General features: G+C 67.5%; 15 protein-coding genes. 7 read left to right on the top strand and 8 right to left on the bottom strand.

The window, feature by feature from the left end:
• Positions 1-582: 582 nt before the first annotated feature.
• The 6 genes from ABD231_RS03465 to ABD231_RS03440 all read right to left on the bottom strand — a co-directional run bounded on the left by ABD231_RS03465 (position 583) and on the right by ABD231_RS03440 (position 7,223).
• Positions 583-1,656, bottom strand: a complete 1,074-nt coding sequence (locus ABD231_RS03465) for a hypothetical protein (RefSeq protein ID WP_344145041.1) — start codon at positions 1,654-1,656, stop codon at positions 583-585.
• 77 nt (positions 1,657-1,733) lie between these two features.
• Entirely contained in the window at positions 1,734-2,822 is a 1,089-nt protein-coding gene (locus ABD231_RS03460; protein WP_344145039.1) for an SdiA-regulated/phytase-like domain-containing protein, read from the bottom strand.
• Positions 2,819-4,069 (bottom strand): class I SAM-dependent methyltransferase, encoded by a 1,251-nt coding sequence (locus tag ABD231_RS03455; protein ID WP_344145037.1) that lies wholly within the window; start codon positions 4,067-4,069, stop codon positions 2,819-2,821. The genes ABD231_RS03460 and ABD231_RS03455 overlap by 4 nt, the downstream gene beginning before the upstream one ends.
• 72 nt (positions 4,070-4,141) lie before the next feature.
• Positions 4,142-4,507: a hypothetical protein gene (locus ABD231_RS03450; protein ID WP_344145035.1), complete on the bottom strand. Its 366-nt coding sequence runs from the start codon at positions 4,505-4,507 to the stop codon at positions 4,142-4,144.
• A 126-nt stretch (positions 4,508-4,633) separates the two neighbouring features.
• A complete protein-coding gene (locus ABD231_RS03445; RefSeq protein WP_344145033.1) occupies positions 4,634-5,746 on the bottom strand; it encodes a hypothetical protein in 1,113 nt (370 codons plus the stop codon).
• Positions 5,747-5,882: 136 nt separating this feature from the next.
• A complete protein-coding gene (locus tag ABD231_RS03440; RefSeq protein WP_344145031.1) occupies positions 5,883-7,223 on the bottom strand; it encodes an FAD-binding oxidoreductase in 1,341 nt (446 codons plus the stop codon).
• A gap of 129 nt (positions 7,224-7,352) precedes the next feature.
• Here ABD231_RS03440 and ABD231_RS03435 point away from each other — a divergent pair, with 129 nt between their 5' ends.
• Positions 7,353-8,456: a helix-turn-helix transcriptional regulator gene (locus ABD231_RS03435; RefSeq protein WP_344145029.1), complete on the top strand. Its 1,104-nt coding sequence runs from the start codon at positions 7,353-7,355 to the stop codon at positions 8,454-8,456.
• On the top strand, positions 8,453-9,553 hold the full coding sequence (locus tag ABD231_RS03430) for a helix-turn-helix transcriptional regulator (RefSeq protein ID WP_344145027.1): 1,101 nt from the start codon (positions 8,453-8,455) through the stop codon (positions 9,551-9,553). Before ABD231_RS03435 ends, ABD231_RS03430 begins: the two co-directional genes overlap by 4 nt.
• On the opposite strand, the gene ABD231_RS03425 is transcribed toward ABD231_RS03430, so the two are convergent.
• Positions 9,522-11,324, bottom strand: coding sequence for an acyltransferase (locus ABD231_RS03425; protein WP_344145025.1), 1,803 nt, complete (start codon positions 11,322-11,324; stop codon positions 9,522-9,524). The genes ABD231_RS03430 and ABD231_RS03425 overlap by 32 nt on opposite strands.
• 82 nt (positions 11,325-11,406) lie before the next feature.
• On the opposite strand from ABD231_RS03425, the gene ABD231_RS03420 reads away from it, so the two are divergent.
• The 5 genes from ABD231_RS03420 (at position 11,407) to ABD231_RS03400 (ending at position 16,223) form a co-directional block, all read left to right on the top strand.
• The gene (locus ABD231_RS03420; RefSeq protein WP_344145023.1) at positions 11,407-12,486 is read left to right on the top strand and encodes a LacI family DNA-binding transcriptional regulator; all 1,080 of its coding nucleotides are present in this window, start codon (positions 11,407-11,409) and stop codon (positions 12,484-12,486) included.
• Between the two features lie 154 nt (positions 12,487-12,640).
• Positions 12,641-13,954: an ABC transporter substrate-binding protein gene (locus ABD231_RS03415; protein ID WP_344145021.1), complete on the top strand. Its 1,314-nt coding sequence runs from the start codon at positions 12,641-12,643 to the stop codon at positions 13,952-13,954.
• Positions 13,954-14,925 carry a carbohydrate ABC transporter permease gene (locus ABD231_RS03410; RefSeq protein WP_344145019.1) on the top strand — a complete coding sequence of 324 codons (972 nt, stop codon included), beginning with the start codon at positions 13,954-13,956 and terminating at the stop codon, positions 14,923-14,925. The genes ABD231_RS03415 and ABD231_RS03410 overlap by 1 nt, the downstream gene beginning before the upstream one ends.
• Positions 14,918-15,757, top strand: a complete 840-nt coding sequence (locus ABD231_RS03405) for a carbohydrate ABC transporter permease (RefSeq protein WP_344145017.1) — start codon at positions 14,918-14,920, stop codon at positions 15,755-15,757. Before ABD231_RS03410 ends, ABD231_RS03405 begins: the two co-directional genes overlap by 8 nt.
• Before the next feature lie 25 nt (positions 15,758-15,782).
• The gene (locus ABD231_RS03400; protein WP_344145015.1) at positions 15,783-16,223 is read left to right on the top strand and encodes a MaoC family dehydratase; all 441 of its coding nucleotides are present in this window, start codon (positions 15,783-15,785) and stop codon (positions 16,221-16,223) included.
• Here ABD231_RS03400 and ABD231_RS03395 read toward each other — a convergent pair.
• On the bottom strand, positions 16,220-17,080 hold the full coding sequence (locus tag ABD231_RS03395; RefSeq protein WP_344145013.1) for a hypothetical protein: 861 nt from the start codon (positions 17,078-17,080) through the stop codon (positions 16,220-16,222). The two genes, ABD231_RS03400 and ABD231_RS03395, sit on opposite strands and share 4 nt — an antisense overlap.
• Position 17,081: the final 1 nt, after the last annotated feature.

Raw genomic sequence — 17,081 nt, 5'->3', positions numbered from 1 at the left:
CACGCTCACCCACCCCCCGATTCCCCCCTCCACGGGCAGTTGGTGAGTGCCGGCGGTCCGCCCCACCGCCCCCATCCCCACCCGCCCACTCACATCCCACCCCAATCCCCCATCTGATGGGTAACCCCACGAGATGGTGGGTTCTGCACTCGCATGCGGGTACAAAACCCACCACCTGATGGGTGAACCCACGAGATGGTGGCTGGGCTGCAGCCGGCCTCCGCCAGGTGCTTCGCGCGCGTCCGATCGATCGGAGCACGATCGCCGCCGGTCGGTAACTTTTGGGTGCCATTCGCGAAGAACTTACTGGCCAGCGCACCAGGCGGTCCCGGCCGACGGGTTTGTGGTGAGGGCAGGCAGCCCGGCGCGCGGTTGAGGCGAGGGTGAGCTGCCCGTCACGCGAGTCGCCATGGCGGCGAGGGCGAACTGCTCGGCGCACGGATGGGGGTGAGGTCGGGGTTTGCGTTGTCTGGGGCTGACGGGCTGGGGCTGGGGTGTGGGGAGGTGGGTTTGTTCGGCTCGTCGGAAGTTTGTCGGGCGTGGGCGCCGAAAAAATATCGGCTAGCGGGGTGGGGCGGTGGGTTAGCAGTCGGGGGTGTTGGGGAGTTTGGGGGTGCCGGTGGAGATGTAGATGTTGGTTACGTAGCCGCGGTATTTGGGGAGGTAGGCCCACCAGTCGCTGGTGTGGGGTGGGTCGGTGACTAGTTGGCCTTTTTTCTGGCAGGTGACCAGTACGTCGGCTGTGGTGGGGAGGGTGCCGATGACTGTGCTGGTGGTGTTGGGGGCGGAGCGGACTCGGACGCCGGAGCCGGTGGTGGTGAACCAGGTTCCTGGGGATTTGACGGCTCCTGGGACGGTCAGGGTGCGGGTTAGGCGGGTTACGTCGGTGTAGGCCTTGCCGTAGGGGGTGCTGTCGGGGTGGAGGGTGTAGACGGCGACGATGGTTCGGTCGTTGGGGCCTAGGGTTCCGGTGGTGTGGAGGGCTTCCTTGACGAGGTCTACGCCGGCTACGCCATTGGCGGAGGGGAAGCCTGACCAGCCTTGTTTGATGGCGAACGGGGGTTCGAAGACGGAGGGGATGCCGAAGTACTGGTCGAAGCCGTCGGTGCCGTAGCGGGTTGCTTGGTGCAGGTTGCCCATGACGAAGGTGCGCACGGGAGCCGGTGCTTGGTCGAGCAGGTAGCGGTAGATGCGGACGGTGTCGGCTGCGGTGAAGGCTGCGTAGCCCCAGAAGCCTGGGTGGGTGGCGGGCGGGCCTGCGGTGTTCGTCAGGCCTAGGCGCGGGACCATCCGGTCGATGATGGCCGAGCGACCCAGCTGATCCCAGTAGTAGGACGCGGCGGCGTCATCGCTGCGGCGCAGCATCACCTCGAGGCGGGATCGGTCGGCTGCCGGCATCTCGTACGTCGGTCCGCGGTTCCACAGGTAGTCGAGGGCGAGCAGGAGCTTCACTACCGAGGCCGAGCGGAACTGCAGGTTCGGGTTGAGCGACTCGGTGAACTGCCCGGTCTGCCGGTCGAACACCGCCACACCGGCCGAGACCCCCGGCGGTACGACGACAGTCCCCGTCGTACTGGCCGACGCTGGGACAACCGCCAGCGCGAGCACGCTCGAGCCTGCCAGGAGCATCGACAACCACCGACGGAAGCTGCGCATCTCCGCACGGTAGCCGAGTCCCGGTAAATCAGGAACAGGTTGCAGTCATGCTAAGAAGGTTTCTAACGGTGGATCGTTCAAGCACTGTGGCGGCGGCGGTTCGGGGTGGGTGACTGGCCGGTGAGGCGGGCGTTCTCGGCCATGCGGTCGAGGCGTTCGCGGCGGCCTGGCGGGAAGGTCAGGACGGTGACGACCAGGGCGAACAGGGCGGCGCCGATGATGATCCAGCGCAGGTTGTGGTTCTTGTCGGCAGCACCGGCTCCGGCGTCGTTGTTGTTGGAGCCCTTGGGTGGTGCCGAGGAAGCGGGAGGCGGGCTGGCGGTCGCCTTCTTGGCCGGGACCTGGACTTGGTAGACGGCGGAGTTGGAGCCTTCGCTGCCGACCAGGACGGTGTTGTCAGCCTCGCCCACGGCTACGGATTCGCCCTGGGTGAGGGGGACCGGACCGCGGGCCACGAGGGTGGGCTTGTCGTCGCCCCAGGCGACGGTCGCCACATCGACGTAGGTGCGGAGGACTGCGCGCTGACCGTCGGGAAGGAACGTGCCGTCGGTGAACGTGCCGGCCGGGGCGGCGGCGACCTTGGTGAGTTTGTTGGTGCCTTCTCGCGACGGCCGGCCCGGCGTGGAGTAGATCGCGCCGCCCTTGCTCGACTTGGTGACGATGAAGATCTCGTTGGTCTCGGGCTGGACCAGCAGCGTCTCGGCGTCGTGCGGGCCATCGGGGTACTCGAAGTCGTACCGGTGGTACCGGACGTTCTCAGCGTTCTCGAGGCTGGACGGCTCCGGGATCGTGTAGATCTCGATGGTGTCCCGGGACTTGGTGTTGTCACCGATATCGGCGATGTAGATCGTGCCCTCGCGGTCGACGGCGATCGCCTCGACGTCCCGCACCTCGGCCTTGAACTTCAGGACGACCTTCACGTCACCGTCGGTGTCGACCCCGAAGACCCGCGCGGAGTCGCTGGAGTCGTTCACCGTCCAGTACAGGTCTTCGTACTTCTGGCTCTTGGCCAGCCCGGACGACTCCTTGATGCGGGGGTCGCTGATCGTGAACAGCTTCTTCGGCGCGGGCGGCTTCGGGTCCGCGGCTACGGCGGGCAGCGCGGCGGCGGACAGTGCGAGGCAGGTCGCGGCCGCGAGGGCGAAGGCCGAGCGAAGGAGCTTCACGCACGTACCTCCGGTAGCAGGAGTTCGGCCAAGCGTGGACTGACCTGCCACTCGGCGATCAGCTCCGCGTAGTCGGACTCGAGGTCCGGCGTCACCGGGGCGTTCGTCCGGGCGGCTCGGAGCAGCAGATTGCGGGGCGTGTGCTGGCTGTCCACGAACTGCACTACCTCCACCCGGTATCCCACCTGTCGAAGGACCGCCGCCCGGAGCGAATCTGTCAGGACGTCGGCGAACCGCTCACGAACGATGCCATACCGCGTCATCAACGAGTAAGGCGCCGGTGGTGTGACGCTTTTCAGCTGCTTTTGGATGTCGTGATGACAGCACGGGGCTGCGAGCACCAGCGGCGCCTCCCACTGGACCGCCCGCGCGAGCGCGTCGTCGGTGGCCGTGTCGCAGGCATGCAGGGCCAGCACTACATCCGGCCGGACGTCCAGCTCGGCCGCCTGGATCGTGGCATCCACGAACCGCAGCTCGTCCTGCCAGCCCAGCGCCGTGACGACTCGGGTGTTCCGCTTCCGCGCGGTCGGGTTGTGGTCCACACCGGTTGTCCGGACGTCGTGCCCGGCCGCCGTGAGCAGGTGATGCGCGGCCAGCGTGAGGTAGGCGTTGCCGCAGCCGAGGTCGACCACCTGGAGCGGCCGGCCGGTCGCGATCCGGCCGGCCGAGATCGCCTCCTCGAGCGCAGGCTCGAGCAGCTTGCAGAACTCTTCGATCTGCTTGTACTTCGCCTGCCGCGACGGCTTCACCCGGCCCTGGTGGTCGCTGATCCCAAGCTCGATCAGGAACGGCGCGGCCGGATCGAGCACCCGCTGTTTCACCCGGTCGTGGCTGGTCGACTGCTCTCGGCTGTCCGCCTGCCGGTGCAGCAGCTCCTTGCCCTTCTTGGTGTAGCGCAGCCGCAGCGTCTCGGTGGTCGTCTCGACGTGCCACGTCCCGTACGGCAGGGCGAGCAGTTTGCCGACCGCCTCCGGCACCTCCGCGCCGACGAAGTTCCGGGTGTGGGCCTGGCGCTCGTCGTACTCGGTGAGTTGGAGGTGGCGCTGCCCCTTGAGGTCGACATACCGCAGCTCGAGCCGCTGGTACGGCGGTTGGTCGAGACCCCGGCGCCGGCCGGACGCGACCGCGCGCACCAGGCCGGTCCGGTCCAGTAGGGCGGCGTGGATCGCCTCCCACGCGCCCAGCTCACCCACCGCGTCCGCGGTCGGCGTGTCCTGGTGTCCGGCCGGATCCACCTCTGCCTGCATCGCGCCATTGTGTCCGACGCCTCCGGCTGATCACAAAAGGGTCTCGTCGGCAGGCGGTGGCGGCCATCGGACTCAGAGCAACTTCTGGTCGTCCAGCAGCAGCCCGAGACCCCGCAACCGGGTCGCGATCCCGCCCTCCTGGCGGCCCAGCGCACCGATCAGCTCGTCCTTGCCGGCACCGTTGCGGAACATGTCGGTCAGCAGTTGCTCGTCCTCCGGCGTCCAGGGCCGGAACGCCTTCGGGTGGTTGCGCCGGGCGGCCTTGATCTTGCGGGTCATCGAGCGGCTGTCCATCAGCTCCAGGGAGCGGATCCGCGACTGACGATGCCGCCCGGCCTCCTCGCCGTCCCGCCAGAACACGACGGCCCCGTCGTCGAACGTCATCAGATCGGCCGGGACGTCGCAGTAGTCGTCGTCCTCGAGCAGCACTCGCAGCATGGTGGTCTTCTCCGTGTCGTGGGCGACGGTCCGTGACCGCCGCCGTCGGCTTTGTCACCAGAGAAGATGCAGCGATTCCACCCGTTCCCGACGACCGATTCGCAACCTGTGGACAACCGAGAGGGATCAGACCGGGTCGGAAGGGTCCTCAGGAAAGCGCGGCGCCCCAGGATCGGGCGGCAGGCCCAGCGGCGTGGTCGCGGCCGGCGTCTTCTTCGCCAGCTCCTCCTCACGCTGGAGGCGGTCCCGCTCAGCACGCAGCAGACCCAGCAGCACCAGGTCCAGCAGCATCCCGCCTGCCGCCGCGAACTGCGTCCCGGCGAACTGGAACACCTGCGTCATCAGCAGCGACACCAACACTGCCAGCTCGAACAACCGGACTGCCCGCAGCCGCTTCTGGTTGCGCAGCTGCAGCCCGCCGCGCACGGTGAAGGTTGCTGACAGCAAACTCCCGACGATCACACCGGACACCGAGAGCTGCACGAGTCCATTGCCCACCGAGATCGCAATCAGCGGCGCACCGATCGCCTGTACGGCGAGCACCACGACCGCGACCGTCGGTGCCTTCGGATGTGTCGCCACCCGCTCGAACGTCCGCTGCAGCCACTGCCAGGCGGCATCCACCGGTGCTGCCAGCTCGACCTCGTCCGGCGGACACGCCTCGAGCAGTGCCGCGGTCTCCCGACGCCCCTGCACCCTGGGTCCGACCAGGCCGAGCAGCTCCGAGGCCTGCGCCCGCCGCTGCCTCGACAATCCGCCCGCGACGCCCTCGACCGTGTGGTCGATCACGTTGGCCAACTCCTCGCGCGGGTCGATCGGCCGCCGGGTCGACAGGAACCGGCTGGCCAGCACGATCAGCACGAAGACGACGTACACGATGGCGGCCGTCGGCTTGTAGAAGTAGTTGTTGTCCGAGGTCACGAACTTCCCGACCTCGTCGATGAACAGCCCGAACCCGACCCCGCCGACCAATGCGGCAGCCGGCCGGACGACCGGACCGACGTACCCGAGGAGTAGGGAGATCGCGACCAGCATCAGCACACCGCCGGGCAGGACGTGCGCGATGTGCAGCCCCTTGCCGCCGATCTGCGGGTAGCCGCTCAGGCTGAGGATCAGCCGGGTGATCAGCACCGTCGCCACGCCCGACACCACGAAGGTGGTCAGGTGCTCACCCGATCGGACGTTGCGGACCAGGCCCGCACGCATGAGGTACGACGACCGCGTGGTGGTGGGGGTCATGCGCCAGAAGGTTAGTTCACGTCAGACGAGCGCTGCCACGATGACCATGGCGACCAGCGCTACCAGAACGAGCGATACCACCAGGCGGCGTGTGCGGGGATCCACTGGCTCAGGCTAATGGACCCCCACCCACTACTCAGCACGGCAGGGGGTAATTCCCCACCAGCGTGCCCACCGGATCGACCCGCTGCTTGATGTCGCGGAGCCGCGCCAGGTCCGGTTCGGTGAAGCTGTCCTGCAGCGTGCTCCACGACGAGAGGCCCGACGGCGGCAGGTCACCTGCATGCCACTGCGACACCGCGTCCTTCAGCGCCCCCAGCGCTTGCTGCGCCGAGCCGAACAGCTCCGGCACCGGCAGGATCGAACCCGCAAGCAGCATGTACTGCGCGGTCGGGTCGGCCGACGCGACGCCTGGATGGATGACCTCGTCGCTGGCGCGCAAGTGGCGCAGCTGCACCTGCGAGATGAGCGACGGCTGCCCGGCGTACTCGAGCAACGTATCGATCAGCTCCGGTGTGACCTCGTCAAAAGTGCTGGTGGTCAGCAGGACCGCGGCCGGAGTGATCGGCTCCTGCGTGATCTCGACGACCCCACTGGACTCCCGCGGTCCGATGGTGTCGACCAGTACCGTCCCCGCGGCCCGGATCGGTGCCAGTGCCGTCTCGAGCGCCTCCGGGTCGTACGGCGCCACTGCGTCGATCATGCAGAACGACTTGCCCCGGACGACCTCCGGCAGCTGCAACGCCGGCGGGTAGTGGGTCAGATAGGCCCACAGCGTCACGTGTTCCGGCGCCTCCAGCGTGGCCTTCCCGTACGCCGCCAACACGGCCGGGGCCTGGTCGATTGCGAACATCAACCGCCCACCCACGATCTCCGGCGCCGGATGCAGTTCCACCTCGACCGAGGTGACGACGGCGAAGTTGCCGCCGCCACCTCGCAGCGCCCACATCAGGTCCGGCTCGGTGGAGTCGTCGATCCATCGGCGGGCCCCAGCCCCGTCGACGATCTCGGCCGCCCGCAGACTGCCCGCACCGGACCCGTAGGGCCGGGCGAACCAGGACAACCCGCCGCCGGTGCAGTACCCGACGACGGAGATGTCCCCGTTCGACCCCGGCAGACCGGTCAGCCCCGTCCCGTCCAGAGCGGTCTGCAGCGTCCCCCACCGAACTCCGGCCCCCACCCTGGCGATCTGGGCATGCGAATCCACCCAGACGTCGTCGAGCGCGTTGGTGCGCACGACGATCGTGTTGTCGAGCGCACGGGTTGCGCCGTGTCCCCCTGCCTGCGCCGCGACCTTCAGGCCGTGCGCCGCGGCGAATGCCACAGTGTGCTCGACATCACTCGGCCCGGCGGCCTCCACCACGGCCAGCGGTTGCTGGTCCACGGTCAGGTTCCACGCGGGCCGCACCTGCCCCCAGGCCGGGTCGGCCGCCGTCACCAGTCGCCCGGTCAGTACCTCTCGGAGTTCCTCGATCATGACTAGAACCCTCCGGCAGCCGCTCCCCCGGCGGTATCCCAACTTTCTGGGTGCTTCCGCATCGCCCGATCGGGCAACCCCCAGCTTCCTGGGATGCCAATCGGGCCCGGTCGAGGTCACACTGGCGTGGTGAAGGCCTATCACGCCGAGTCGGCCCGGGCCGGGTTGCAGGCCGCCGCCGAGGCGGGGCTGACCTGGGACGAGTTCTGCCTGGCCGCGATCGAGCTGCTGGACCGGGCGATCCCCAACGACGGTGTCTGCCTGGGACCGGCTGACCCGGCCACCAGCCTGCTGACCGGGCGGGTCAAGACCAGGATGGAAGGCACTGACGAGATCGCCTTCCTGCAGCACGAGTACGGCGTCGATGACATCAACCGGTTCTCCGACCTGGCCCGCCGGGAGGTCGGGGTGAGCATCCTCGCGGAGGCCACCGATGGCCGGCCGGACCGCAGCGAACGGCACCGGCTCATCCTGGAGCAGGCCGACCTCGAACACGAGATGCGCGGTGCAGTCCGGTCAGGCTCCCGGATGTGGGGGTTCTACACGCTCTATCGGTTCCGCGGCCGGACCGGCTTCTCGCCGGGTGAGGCCGAGTTCATGCATCGCCTCGAGCCGCTGATGGCAACCGGTCTGCGGCGCGGCCTCATCAGTAGCGAGCTCAACAGCCGCCAGGGTGCGCACGGAGCCGCGGTGGTGATCGTGAACGCGGCTGATCAGGTTGTGTCGGCCACTGAGGCTGCCGAGCGCCGGATTGTCGATCTGGGTGGTGAGCTGTGGTCGCGACTGCCCGTACCGGTTGCAGTGGTGGTGTCCGCGGCCCGCGGTATTCCTGGCCGACCACCGGAGCTACCGCACGTCCGTCTGCGCACCCGGTCGGGTGAGTGGGTGTCCGTGCACGCTGCGCCGGTCCGCGGGCCCAATGGCGTCACGTCCGATATCGCAGTCACCATCGAGACCGCCGGTGCGGCGGCGATCATTCCGCTGATCGTTGCGGCCTATGGACTGACCGAACGGGAGCGGGGCGTCGTACAGCAGGTGCTCAGTGGTGCGAGTACGGCGGAAATCGCGCAGCGGCTGCACCTGTCGCCGTACACGGTGCAGGACCATCTGAAGGCTGTGTTCGACAAGACGGGTGTGTCGAGTCGGCGTGAGTTGCAGTCGCGGATCTTCTTCGAGCACTACGCCGGCCGCATGGAGAACGAACTCGATGCGAACGGCTGGCTGGCGGGATGAAGACCTACCGCGCCGAGTCGGCGTACACCGGTCTGGAGACCGTAGCGAACGCCGGGCTTCGATGGGACGACTTCTGCCAGGAGGCCGCGGAACTGCTGGAGCAGGCGATCCCGTTCGACTCGTTGTGCATGGGTACGGCGGACCCGGCGACCAATCTGCTCTGCGGTGCGGTGATGCACGATCTCGAGCAGTTGACGAACGACGAGTTCTTCGCGGTCGAGTACGGCGATCCAGACTACAACCGCTTCGTCGATCTGGCGCGGCAGCCGGTCGGGGTGAGCATTCTGGCCGAGGCGACTGAGGGCAATCTGCAGCTGAGCCGCCGGTACCGGGATGTCCTCACCAGAGGCGACATCCCGCACGAGATGCGCAGTGCGCTGAGGTCCGGTGGCCGGATGTGGGGTGTGGTCACGCTGTACCGCACCAACGGGCGCACCGGCTTCTCACCGGGCGAGGCTGCGTTCATGCACCGGATCGAGCCGGTACTGACCCGCGGGCTCCGGCGCGGTCTGATCGTCGGTGACCTGCAGCGCTCGCAATTGTCGTCGACAACCGCAGTGGTGATTCTGAACGCTGCTGACCAGGTCATCTCGGCGACTGACGCGGCCGAGCAGCGGATCCAGGAGCTCGGAGGTGAGCTGTGGTCGGGGCTCCCGGTCCCCGTGCTGAGTGTGCTGGCGGCGGCGCGGGACGTGGCCGGGCAGTGGGTGCCGCAGATGCAGGTTCGCACCCAGTCCGGTGAGTGGCTCACGGTGAACGCGGCACGGGTGCGTGGGCAGGCGGGGCTGACCACGGATATCGCTGTGACGATTGCACCGGCCGGGCCGGCTGAGATCATCCCGCTGGTGGTGGCGGCGTACGGATTGACCGAGCGGGAGCAGGGCGTCGTACAGCAGGTGCTCAGCGGTGGGAGCACGGCCGAGATCGCGCGGCGGCTGCACCTGTCGCCGTACACGGTGCAGGACCATCTGAAGGCGATCTTCGAGAAGGTCGGGGTGTCGAGTCGGCGGGAGCTGACGTCGCGGGTCTTCTTCGACCACTATGTGGGGCGGTTCGGGCAGAGTCCTACTGCCACGGGGTGGTTCGCGGAGGGATGAGGGGCTCCGGGCGGTGTACGCCGCGGGGGTGGTAGCCGAGTGCATCGGAGTGACCGAGGTAGTCAGCGAGCAGCCAGACGACCGAGAGCCACATCTCGGTGCCTTGCAGGCCGGGGATCGCGCGGTCGTCGGTGCCGTTGGGTGCGAACGCGAAACCTTCACCGTCGACCCAGCGGGTGAGGATGCGGCTGAGCTGGTCTTCGGCCCAGTGGCGGGCTTCCTGTTCGCCGTACGACGTTTGTTTGCGGGCGAGCCAGAGTGGGTGGATCACGTCGAGGACGTTGCAGGCGTTGTCGTTGTCGCCGGTGAACATGCGGCGGTCGTTGCTGTGGGCAAGGATCGTGGCGACGACTTGTTCGGGGTACGGGAGGGGTAGGCCGAACTGAGCGTAGGTGCCGCGAGTGAGGCGATAGAAACCGTTCACCACTTGGAGCCAGCCGTCGTCGGGGTGCGGGCTTCCCCAGGTGCCGGTCTTCGGGTCGGCGTTGATGGTCAGCCAGCCGATGAGTTGGTCGAGGCCATTGGATTCGTTGTGGTCGTGGGTGTTGCGGGCGATCGCCGTACCTAGCGCGTCGATTGCCGCACCTGCGGACCAGGCATTTCTTGCCCAGGGCAAGTTGTCGAGCTCGGCGGTGGTGAAGGTGGTGTCGATGGGGTGCTCGAAGCTGCTGCCGAGGACTTGGAGGGTGTAACCGACGCACAGGATGTGGTACGGGGCTTCGCCTTGCAGGACTGAGAGTTTAGCGTCGGAGGGGGTCGTGAGACCGGCGTCCGCGAGGTCTCCTGGGGCAACTAGTCCGGTCTTCGGGTCCTGGCGAGCGCGGAGGCGGCGGACGAGGTCGTCGCGGGTGTGGCCGGCGGGAGCACGTCGTACGAGGAGGTCGGCGATCTCGATGGCGTCACACCACGGGCGGACCGCCGGTTGGTGGTCGAGACCGGGCCGGTCTACGAACCGCTCGCCGTCCCACGACCGAGCCAGTACGTCGTCCACCTGGCCGCGCGCACGTGCTGCAAAGGCGGTGAGGGCCGAAGGCAGTTGCCCAGCGAAGGCGGTGAGGGGGATGGGGGCAGGAGGCAACGAGCCCCGGGAGTCGGTCGCTGGGGCCGCCCCCAGGGAGGTGGTCGTCGAGGCAGGGCCGGAGGTGGTCAGGGTGGCGCCCGCGGCGTGAGTGGTTGAGGTGGCGCCCGGGGTGTGATCGGGCGCGGGTTCGTCTGGGAGGCGGGAGCGGAGGGCTCGGGCTGGGTTGCCGGCGGCGATCGTGTCGGCGGGGATGTCTTTGGTGACTACTGCGCCGGCGCCGATGATGGTGTGGGGGCCGATGGTTACGCCGTCGAGGATGGTGACGCCGGAGCCGATCCAGACGTCGTCGGCGATGGTGATGCCTCGGCTGGTGTGGGGTTGGCGGAAGATGGGTTCGCCGGGGGTGGTGCCGTGGTTGAAGGCCAGGATGGAGCTGTGGGCGCCGATGCGGACGCCGTCGCCGATGGTTACGTTGCCGCGGACGGCGGTGAAGGGGTTGATGGTGCTGTCGGCGCCTAGGGTGATCCGGCCGGTGACGTAGGCGTGGGCGGCGATGTAGGAGCGGTCGCCCAGGTGGAGCTCGTCGCAGTAGACGGCGGCCGACTCGGCGACGTACACGTCAGCGGCCAGCACCACCTCGCCACTCAACCGCGCCTGGCGGTCGGCTTGGCGGGTGCGCTCGGCCGGCGTGGCGGTCCGGGCGTACTCCCAGGGCAGGAAATCCAGTCGCAACGGCTCCACTGAGGTCATGGGATAACGCTATCCAACACTCAGGAATCACGCTCCCCCGAAGAATGCGCTGCTACTCTCCCGCCATGCGGGGTGGGAGTGCATGACGACATCCGAGTCCTTGACCGACGGCGCTGACGCCGACGGTCCGGCTGATGCTGGGCGGCGTGGTCATCGGGTCACGATCAGCGACCTCGCGCGGCAACTGCAGATCTCCAAAGCCTCGGTCTCGTACGCGCTGAACGGCCGCGCGGGAGTCAGCGAGGAGACGCGCCAGCGGGTGCTCGACCTGGCCGAGGAGCTTGGCTTCCACCCGAACTCGGCGGCCGTCGCGCTCTCGGCGAGCCGGACGCGGACGATCGGCATCGTGATCGCGCGCGACCCAACACTGATCTCGACCGAGGCGTTCTACATGCGCACTCTGGTCGGCATCGAGCAGTACCTGAACGAGGTCGACTCGTCGCTCCTGCTGCGCCTCACCGGCGAGAACGGCGAAGACCTCGACGTACTGCGGCGTTGGTCGCGGCAGGGCCGGGTCGACGGGTTCGTGTTGTTCGACGAGCACCAGAACGATCCGCGGATCCCCCTGCTGAAGGAGCTCGGCGTACCGTGCGTCGTCGTCAGCTCCAACGCTCCGGAGGACGGCGTCGGGCGACTGATCAGCCGCCCGGACGAGACGGTGACGCTGCTGCTCGACCACCTCGCCGAGCTCGGTCACCGCGAGATCGCCCATGTCAGCGGTCCGTTCCACTTCATCCACGAACAGCTTCGCGTCCAACTCCTGCGCGAGTACGCCGAGGCTCGCGGCATCGTCGTACGGCATGTCGAAGGCAACTACCGCTTCGAGGACGGCGCCGACCACACTCGGCGCCTGCTCACCGGCCCGGACCGCCCGACCGCGGTCATTCTCGGCAACGACCTGATGGCGGTCGCTGCTCTCCGCGTGACCACTGAGCTGGGCATCGACGTACCCGGCGAGGTCTCGATCCTCGCCTGGGACGACTCGCCGCTGTGCGAACTGGCCGGCCCCGGCATTACCGCCGTCGACCAGCAGACGATGGAGCGCGGGCGGGCCGCCGCCGACCTCCTCCTCCGCCTCGCCGCCGGTCAGCAGGAGCTCCACCTCGAGGCTCCCCCGGGTCTCCTGCGGGTGCGCACTTCTTCAGGTCCCGCGCACAGCTGACTACGCTGGGCGAGCGCGCACTCGCACCCAGTGGCGACCACGTCACGAGGGAGTAACAAAGGTCACGCAACTGAACCGGTTAGGGTTTCGAAACTTAACCGGTTAGGGCCATAGTGGGCGCACATCATGACCGCGCGAGGACGAGGAGTCCGACGTGAGACTGCGTTCGCTTGTAGCCGCCGTAGCGGCGACCGCTCTGGGAGTGAGCCTGGCCGCCTGTGGAGGCGGGGATTCCGGCTCCGACGGAGGCTCGGGTGGGGATCAGACCCTGACCTACTGGGCCAGTAACCAGGGCACCAGCCTGGACAACGACAAGCAGGTCCTGACCCCGGTGCTGGAGCAGTTCACCAAGGACACCGGGATCAAGGTCAACCTCGAGGTGATCGGCTGGAACGACCTGCAGACGCGGATCCAGACCGCGATCACCTCCGGCCAGGCGCCGGACGTGGTCAACATCGGCAACACCTGGGCGGCGTCCCTGCAGGCGACCGGTGCGTTCCTGCCGTTCGACAACGACGCGATGACCGCGATCGGGGGCAAGGACAAGTTCGTGCCGACGGCTCTGGCGACCGGCGGCAAGGCAGGCGAGGACGTCACGTCGGTCCCGCTCTACGGTCTGGCCTACGGCCTGTACTACAACAAGGCGATGTTCGCGGCCGCCGGGCTGCAGCCGCCGAAGACCTGGGAAGAGATGGTCAGTGCAGCGCAGAAGCTGACCAACCCCGCGAAGAACCAGTGGGGCATGGCACTCGCGGCCGGCAGCTACACCGAGAACGTGCACTTCGCGTTCATCAACGCCGCGCAGAACAAGGCGGACTGGTTCGATGCCTCCGGCAAGCCGACCTTCACCGGTGACGGCAATGTCCAGGGCGTGCTGCGGTACCTCGACCTGATGCAGAAGGACAAGGTCGCGAACCCGTCCAACGCGCAGTACGACAACGGCACCAAGTCGGTCAACGACTTCGCGACCAAGAAGGTCGCGATGGTGATCAACCAGAACAACGCCGACTCCTCGATCGTTGCCAACGGCATGAAGGCCGGCGAGTACGGCGTCGTGCCGTTCCCCGCGCCCGCCGGCGGCGAGCCGGTGGCCAGCCACGTGGCCGGAATCAACCTGTCGGTGTTCAAGAACACCAAGCACAAGGACTCGGCGCTGAAGTTCGTCAAGTACATGACGGACGCGCAGACCCAGACCACGCTGGGCAAGCCGTTCTCGTCGCTGCCGGTGCTCAAGGACGCGAAGCCGGTGTTCACCACCGACGCCGCCGAGGCCGCGATCTTCCAGGACATCTACAACACCAAGTCCAAGCCGCTGCCGCTGGTACCGGCCGAGGACCAGTTCGAGAGCACTGTCGGTAAGGCGATGAACGGTCTGTTCGCCAAGATCGCCACCGGTGGAACGGTCAGCGCCGACGAGGTGAGGGCCGCGCTGAAGACGGCCGAGGACCAAGTGGCCGCAGGCAACTGATGTCGGTCGCCACCCACGAAGCGAGGCCGGCGGTCACCAAGCCGCCGGCTCGCAAGTCCAACCCGGAACACCGCCCTGGTCTGAGCCGTTGGTTGCCCTACGCACTGGTGGCGCCGGCGGTCCTGATGGAGCTCGTCATCCACATCATCCCGATGCTGGTCGGGATCTGGATGAGTTTCGTCAAGCTGACCAAGTTCTTCATCGCGAACTGGTCGGCCGCGCCGAGCGCCGGGATCAACAACTACAAGGTCGCGCTGGACTTCGACAACGCGGTCGGCGAAGGGCTGCTGAAGTCGTTCGGCGTCACGCTGATCTTCTCGCTCGTCACGGTCGCGCTTTCCTGGGTTCTCGGTATGGCGGCCGCGGTCGCCCTGCAGCCGACGTTCCGTGGCCGGAGCCTCGTCCGCACGCTGTTCCTGGTCCCCTACGCGCTTCCGGCGTACGCCGGGATCCTGACCTGGAACTTCATGCTGCAGCGCGACACCGGTGCGGTGAACCACGTGCTGACCCAACTAGGGGCCGATGGCAAGCCGTTCTGGCTGATCGGGAGCAACGCCCTGTTCTCGCTCATCACGGTCGCCACCTGGAAGCTGTGGACGTTCGCGTTCCTCACCCTGATGGCCGGCCTGCAGAGCATTCCGCGCGACCAGTACGAGGCCGCGGCCGTCGACGGCGCGGGCAATCTGCGGCAGTGGCGCAACATCACCCTCCCGGCGTTGCGCCCGGTCAACCTGGTGCTGGTGCTCGTGCTGTTCCTGTGGACGTTCAGCGACTTCAACACGCCGTACGTGCTGTTCGGTACGGCGCAGCCGCCGGCCGGTGACCTGATCACCTTCCACATCTACAACGCGTCGTTCCTGACCTGGAACTTCGGTTCCGGCGCCGCGATGTCCGTGCTGCTGCTGATCTTCCTGATGATTGTCACCGGCATCTACCTCTTCGTGACGGGAAGGAAGACCCGCCGTGCTTGAGACCAAGGGCTTCAAGATCTACCGAGGCGTCGTACTGGTGGTGCTCGGGCTCTTCGTGACGATCCCGCTCTACGTGATGGTGACGTCGTCGCTGAAACCGCTCAAGGACGTCCAGGGCGCGTTCACCTGGTGGCCGTCGAACCTGACCATCGCGCCGTTCATCGACATGTGGAAAACGGTGCCGCTGGCAAGGTACTTCGTGAACTCCACGATCGTCTCCGTGGTCGCGACCCTGTTCTCGGTGGCACTCGCGATCCTGGCCGCGTTCGCGGTGTCGCGGTTCAAGTTCCGCGGGCGGACGGTCTTCACCACCACGGTGCTGTCGACGCAGATGTTCCCCGGCGTGCTGTTCCTGCTGCCGTTGTTCCTGATCTTCGTGAACATCAACAACCAGTTCGGGCTGCAGTTGGTCGGGACGCGGCTCGGGCTGATCATCACGTATCTGACATTCAGCCTGCCGTTCTCGATCTGGATGCTCGCCGGGTACTTCGACAGCATCCCGCGCGAGCTGGACGAGGCCGCGCTGGTCGACGGCTGCGGGCCGATGGGCGCGCTCTGGCGGGTCGTCCTGCCGGCGGCGCGGCCGGGCGTGATCGCGGTCGCGATCTACTCGTTCATGACCGCGTGGGGTGAGGTCCTTTTCGCCTCGGTGATGACGACGGAGGCGAATCGCACGCTGTCGGTCGGGCTCCGTCAGTACTCGACGCAAACCAACATCTACTGGAACCAGATCATGGCCGCGGCCCTCGTGGTCAGCATCCCGGTCGTGATCGGCTTCTTACTTGCCCAGCGCCACTTCGTCGCCGGTGTGACGGCGGGAGCAGTCAAGTAATTGTGTCATCAGTATCTTGGAGGGTATGTACTTCGAGGATTACAGGGTGGGGACCCGTACCGAACATCCGGGACGGGTCGTGGTCGGCCAGGGGGAGATCATCGAATTCGCCCAGCGGTTCGACCCGCAGTACTTCCATCTGGACCCGGCCGCCGCGGCGAACGGGCCGTACCACGGCCTGATCGCCAGCGGCTGGCACACGGCAGGGCTGATGATGCGCCTGTACGCCGACCAATACCTGTCCAAGGTCGCAAGCCTCGGCGGCCCCGGTGTCGACGAACTGCGCTGGCACCTGCCGGTCCGCCCCGGTGACATCCTCCGCCTCACCACCGAGGTTCTCGAGGCCGACCGCTCCCGCTCCAAGCCGGACCGCGGCCTGGTCCGGACCCGCACCGAGCTCTACAACCAGGACAACACCCTCGTGTTCTCCTGCATCGTCCTGAACCTCCTGCGCACCAAGCCTTAGCCCGACCAGCCGTCGACGTACAGGGACGTGGAGTAGTACGAGGAGTACTTGCCGTTCTTTCCGACCGTCGCCCCGCTATAGCCGTGGGTCGAGGCGCGATAGCTGCCCTCGATCGGGAGATCTCTGACCGCACTCGGGCCGGACGCCGGCACAGCGGACCCCAGCGCGGCGAACGCGATCAGCTCCTTGCGGATGGATGCGCTCGGGATGAACAACGGCAGGACGCTCGGCAGACCCTGCTTCAGTGCGGCGACGGCGCCCCTGATGCATTGCGGGCAGTCCTGCACCTTGGCACTCGACCCGCCGCTCACCTGGATGCGCTCGACGTAGGCCTTCTCCGTGTAGTCGGGGTAGACCGTCACATCGAGGTTGCCCTTGGAGCACTGGATGTCGCGGGAGCCGTCGGTCTTGCACACGTAGCCCTTGGCCTTGAGCGCCTTGATGCTTCCGTTGACCGTGATCCCCGCCATGCAGCCGCGACAGGGCTGCGCCCCAGCGGACGGCGTGCTGGCGGGTGCGGTGGGGGTGTCGCTTGGGTCCGACGGGGTGGCGCTGGGGTCGGTGGGGGCGTCGTTCGTCGGCTCTTGGGACGTCGACGGGGACGGCTGGGTGGTGGCGGTGTCGTCGGAGCCGCCGGTGAAGCGGCTGACGACGAAGATGCCGGCGCCGAGGACGACCATGACGACTACTACGGTGAACACGATCAGGATCGTCTTGTTGCTCCCGGACGGCGGGGGCGGCGGGGGCGGGTAACCGCCGTACTGCTGCTGCCCGTACGGCGGTTGACCCTGGTACTGCGGCTGCTGGCCGTAAGGCTGCTGTGGGGGCTGGCCGTACGGCGGCTGCTGGTTGCTCACC

This window comes from Kribbella yunnanensis, from assembly GCF_039529655.1.
Lineage (GTDB): Bacteria > Actinomycetota > Actinomycetes > Propionibacteriales > Kribbellaceae > Kribbella > Kribbella yunnanensis.
Note: the sequence above shows the minus strand (reverse complement) of the source record. Positions and strands in the feature narration are given on the sequence as shown.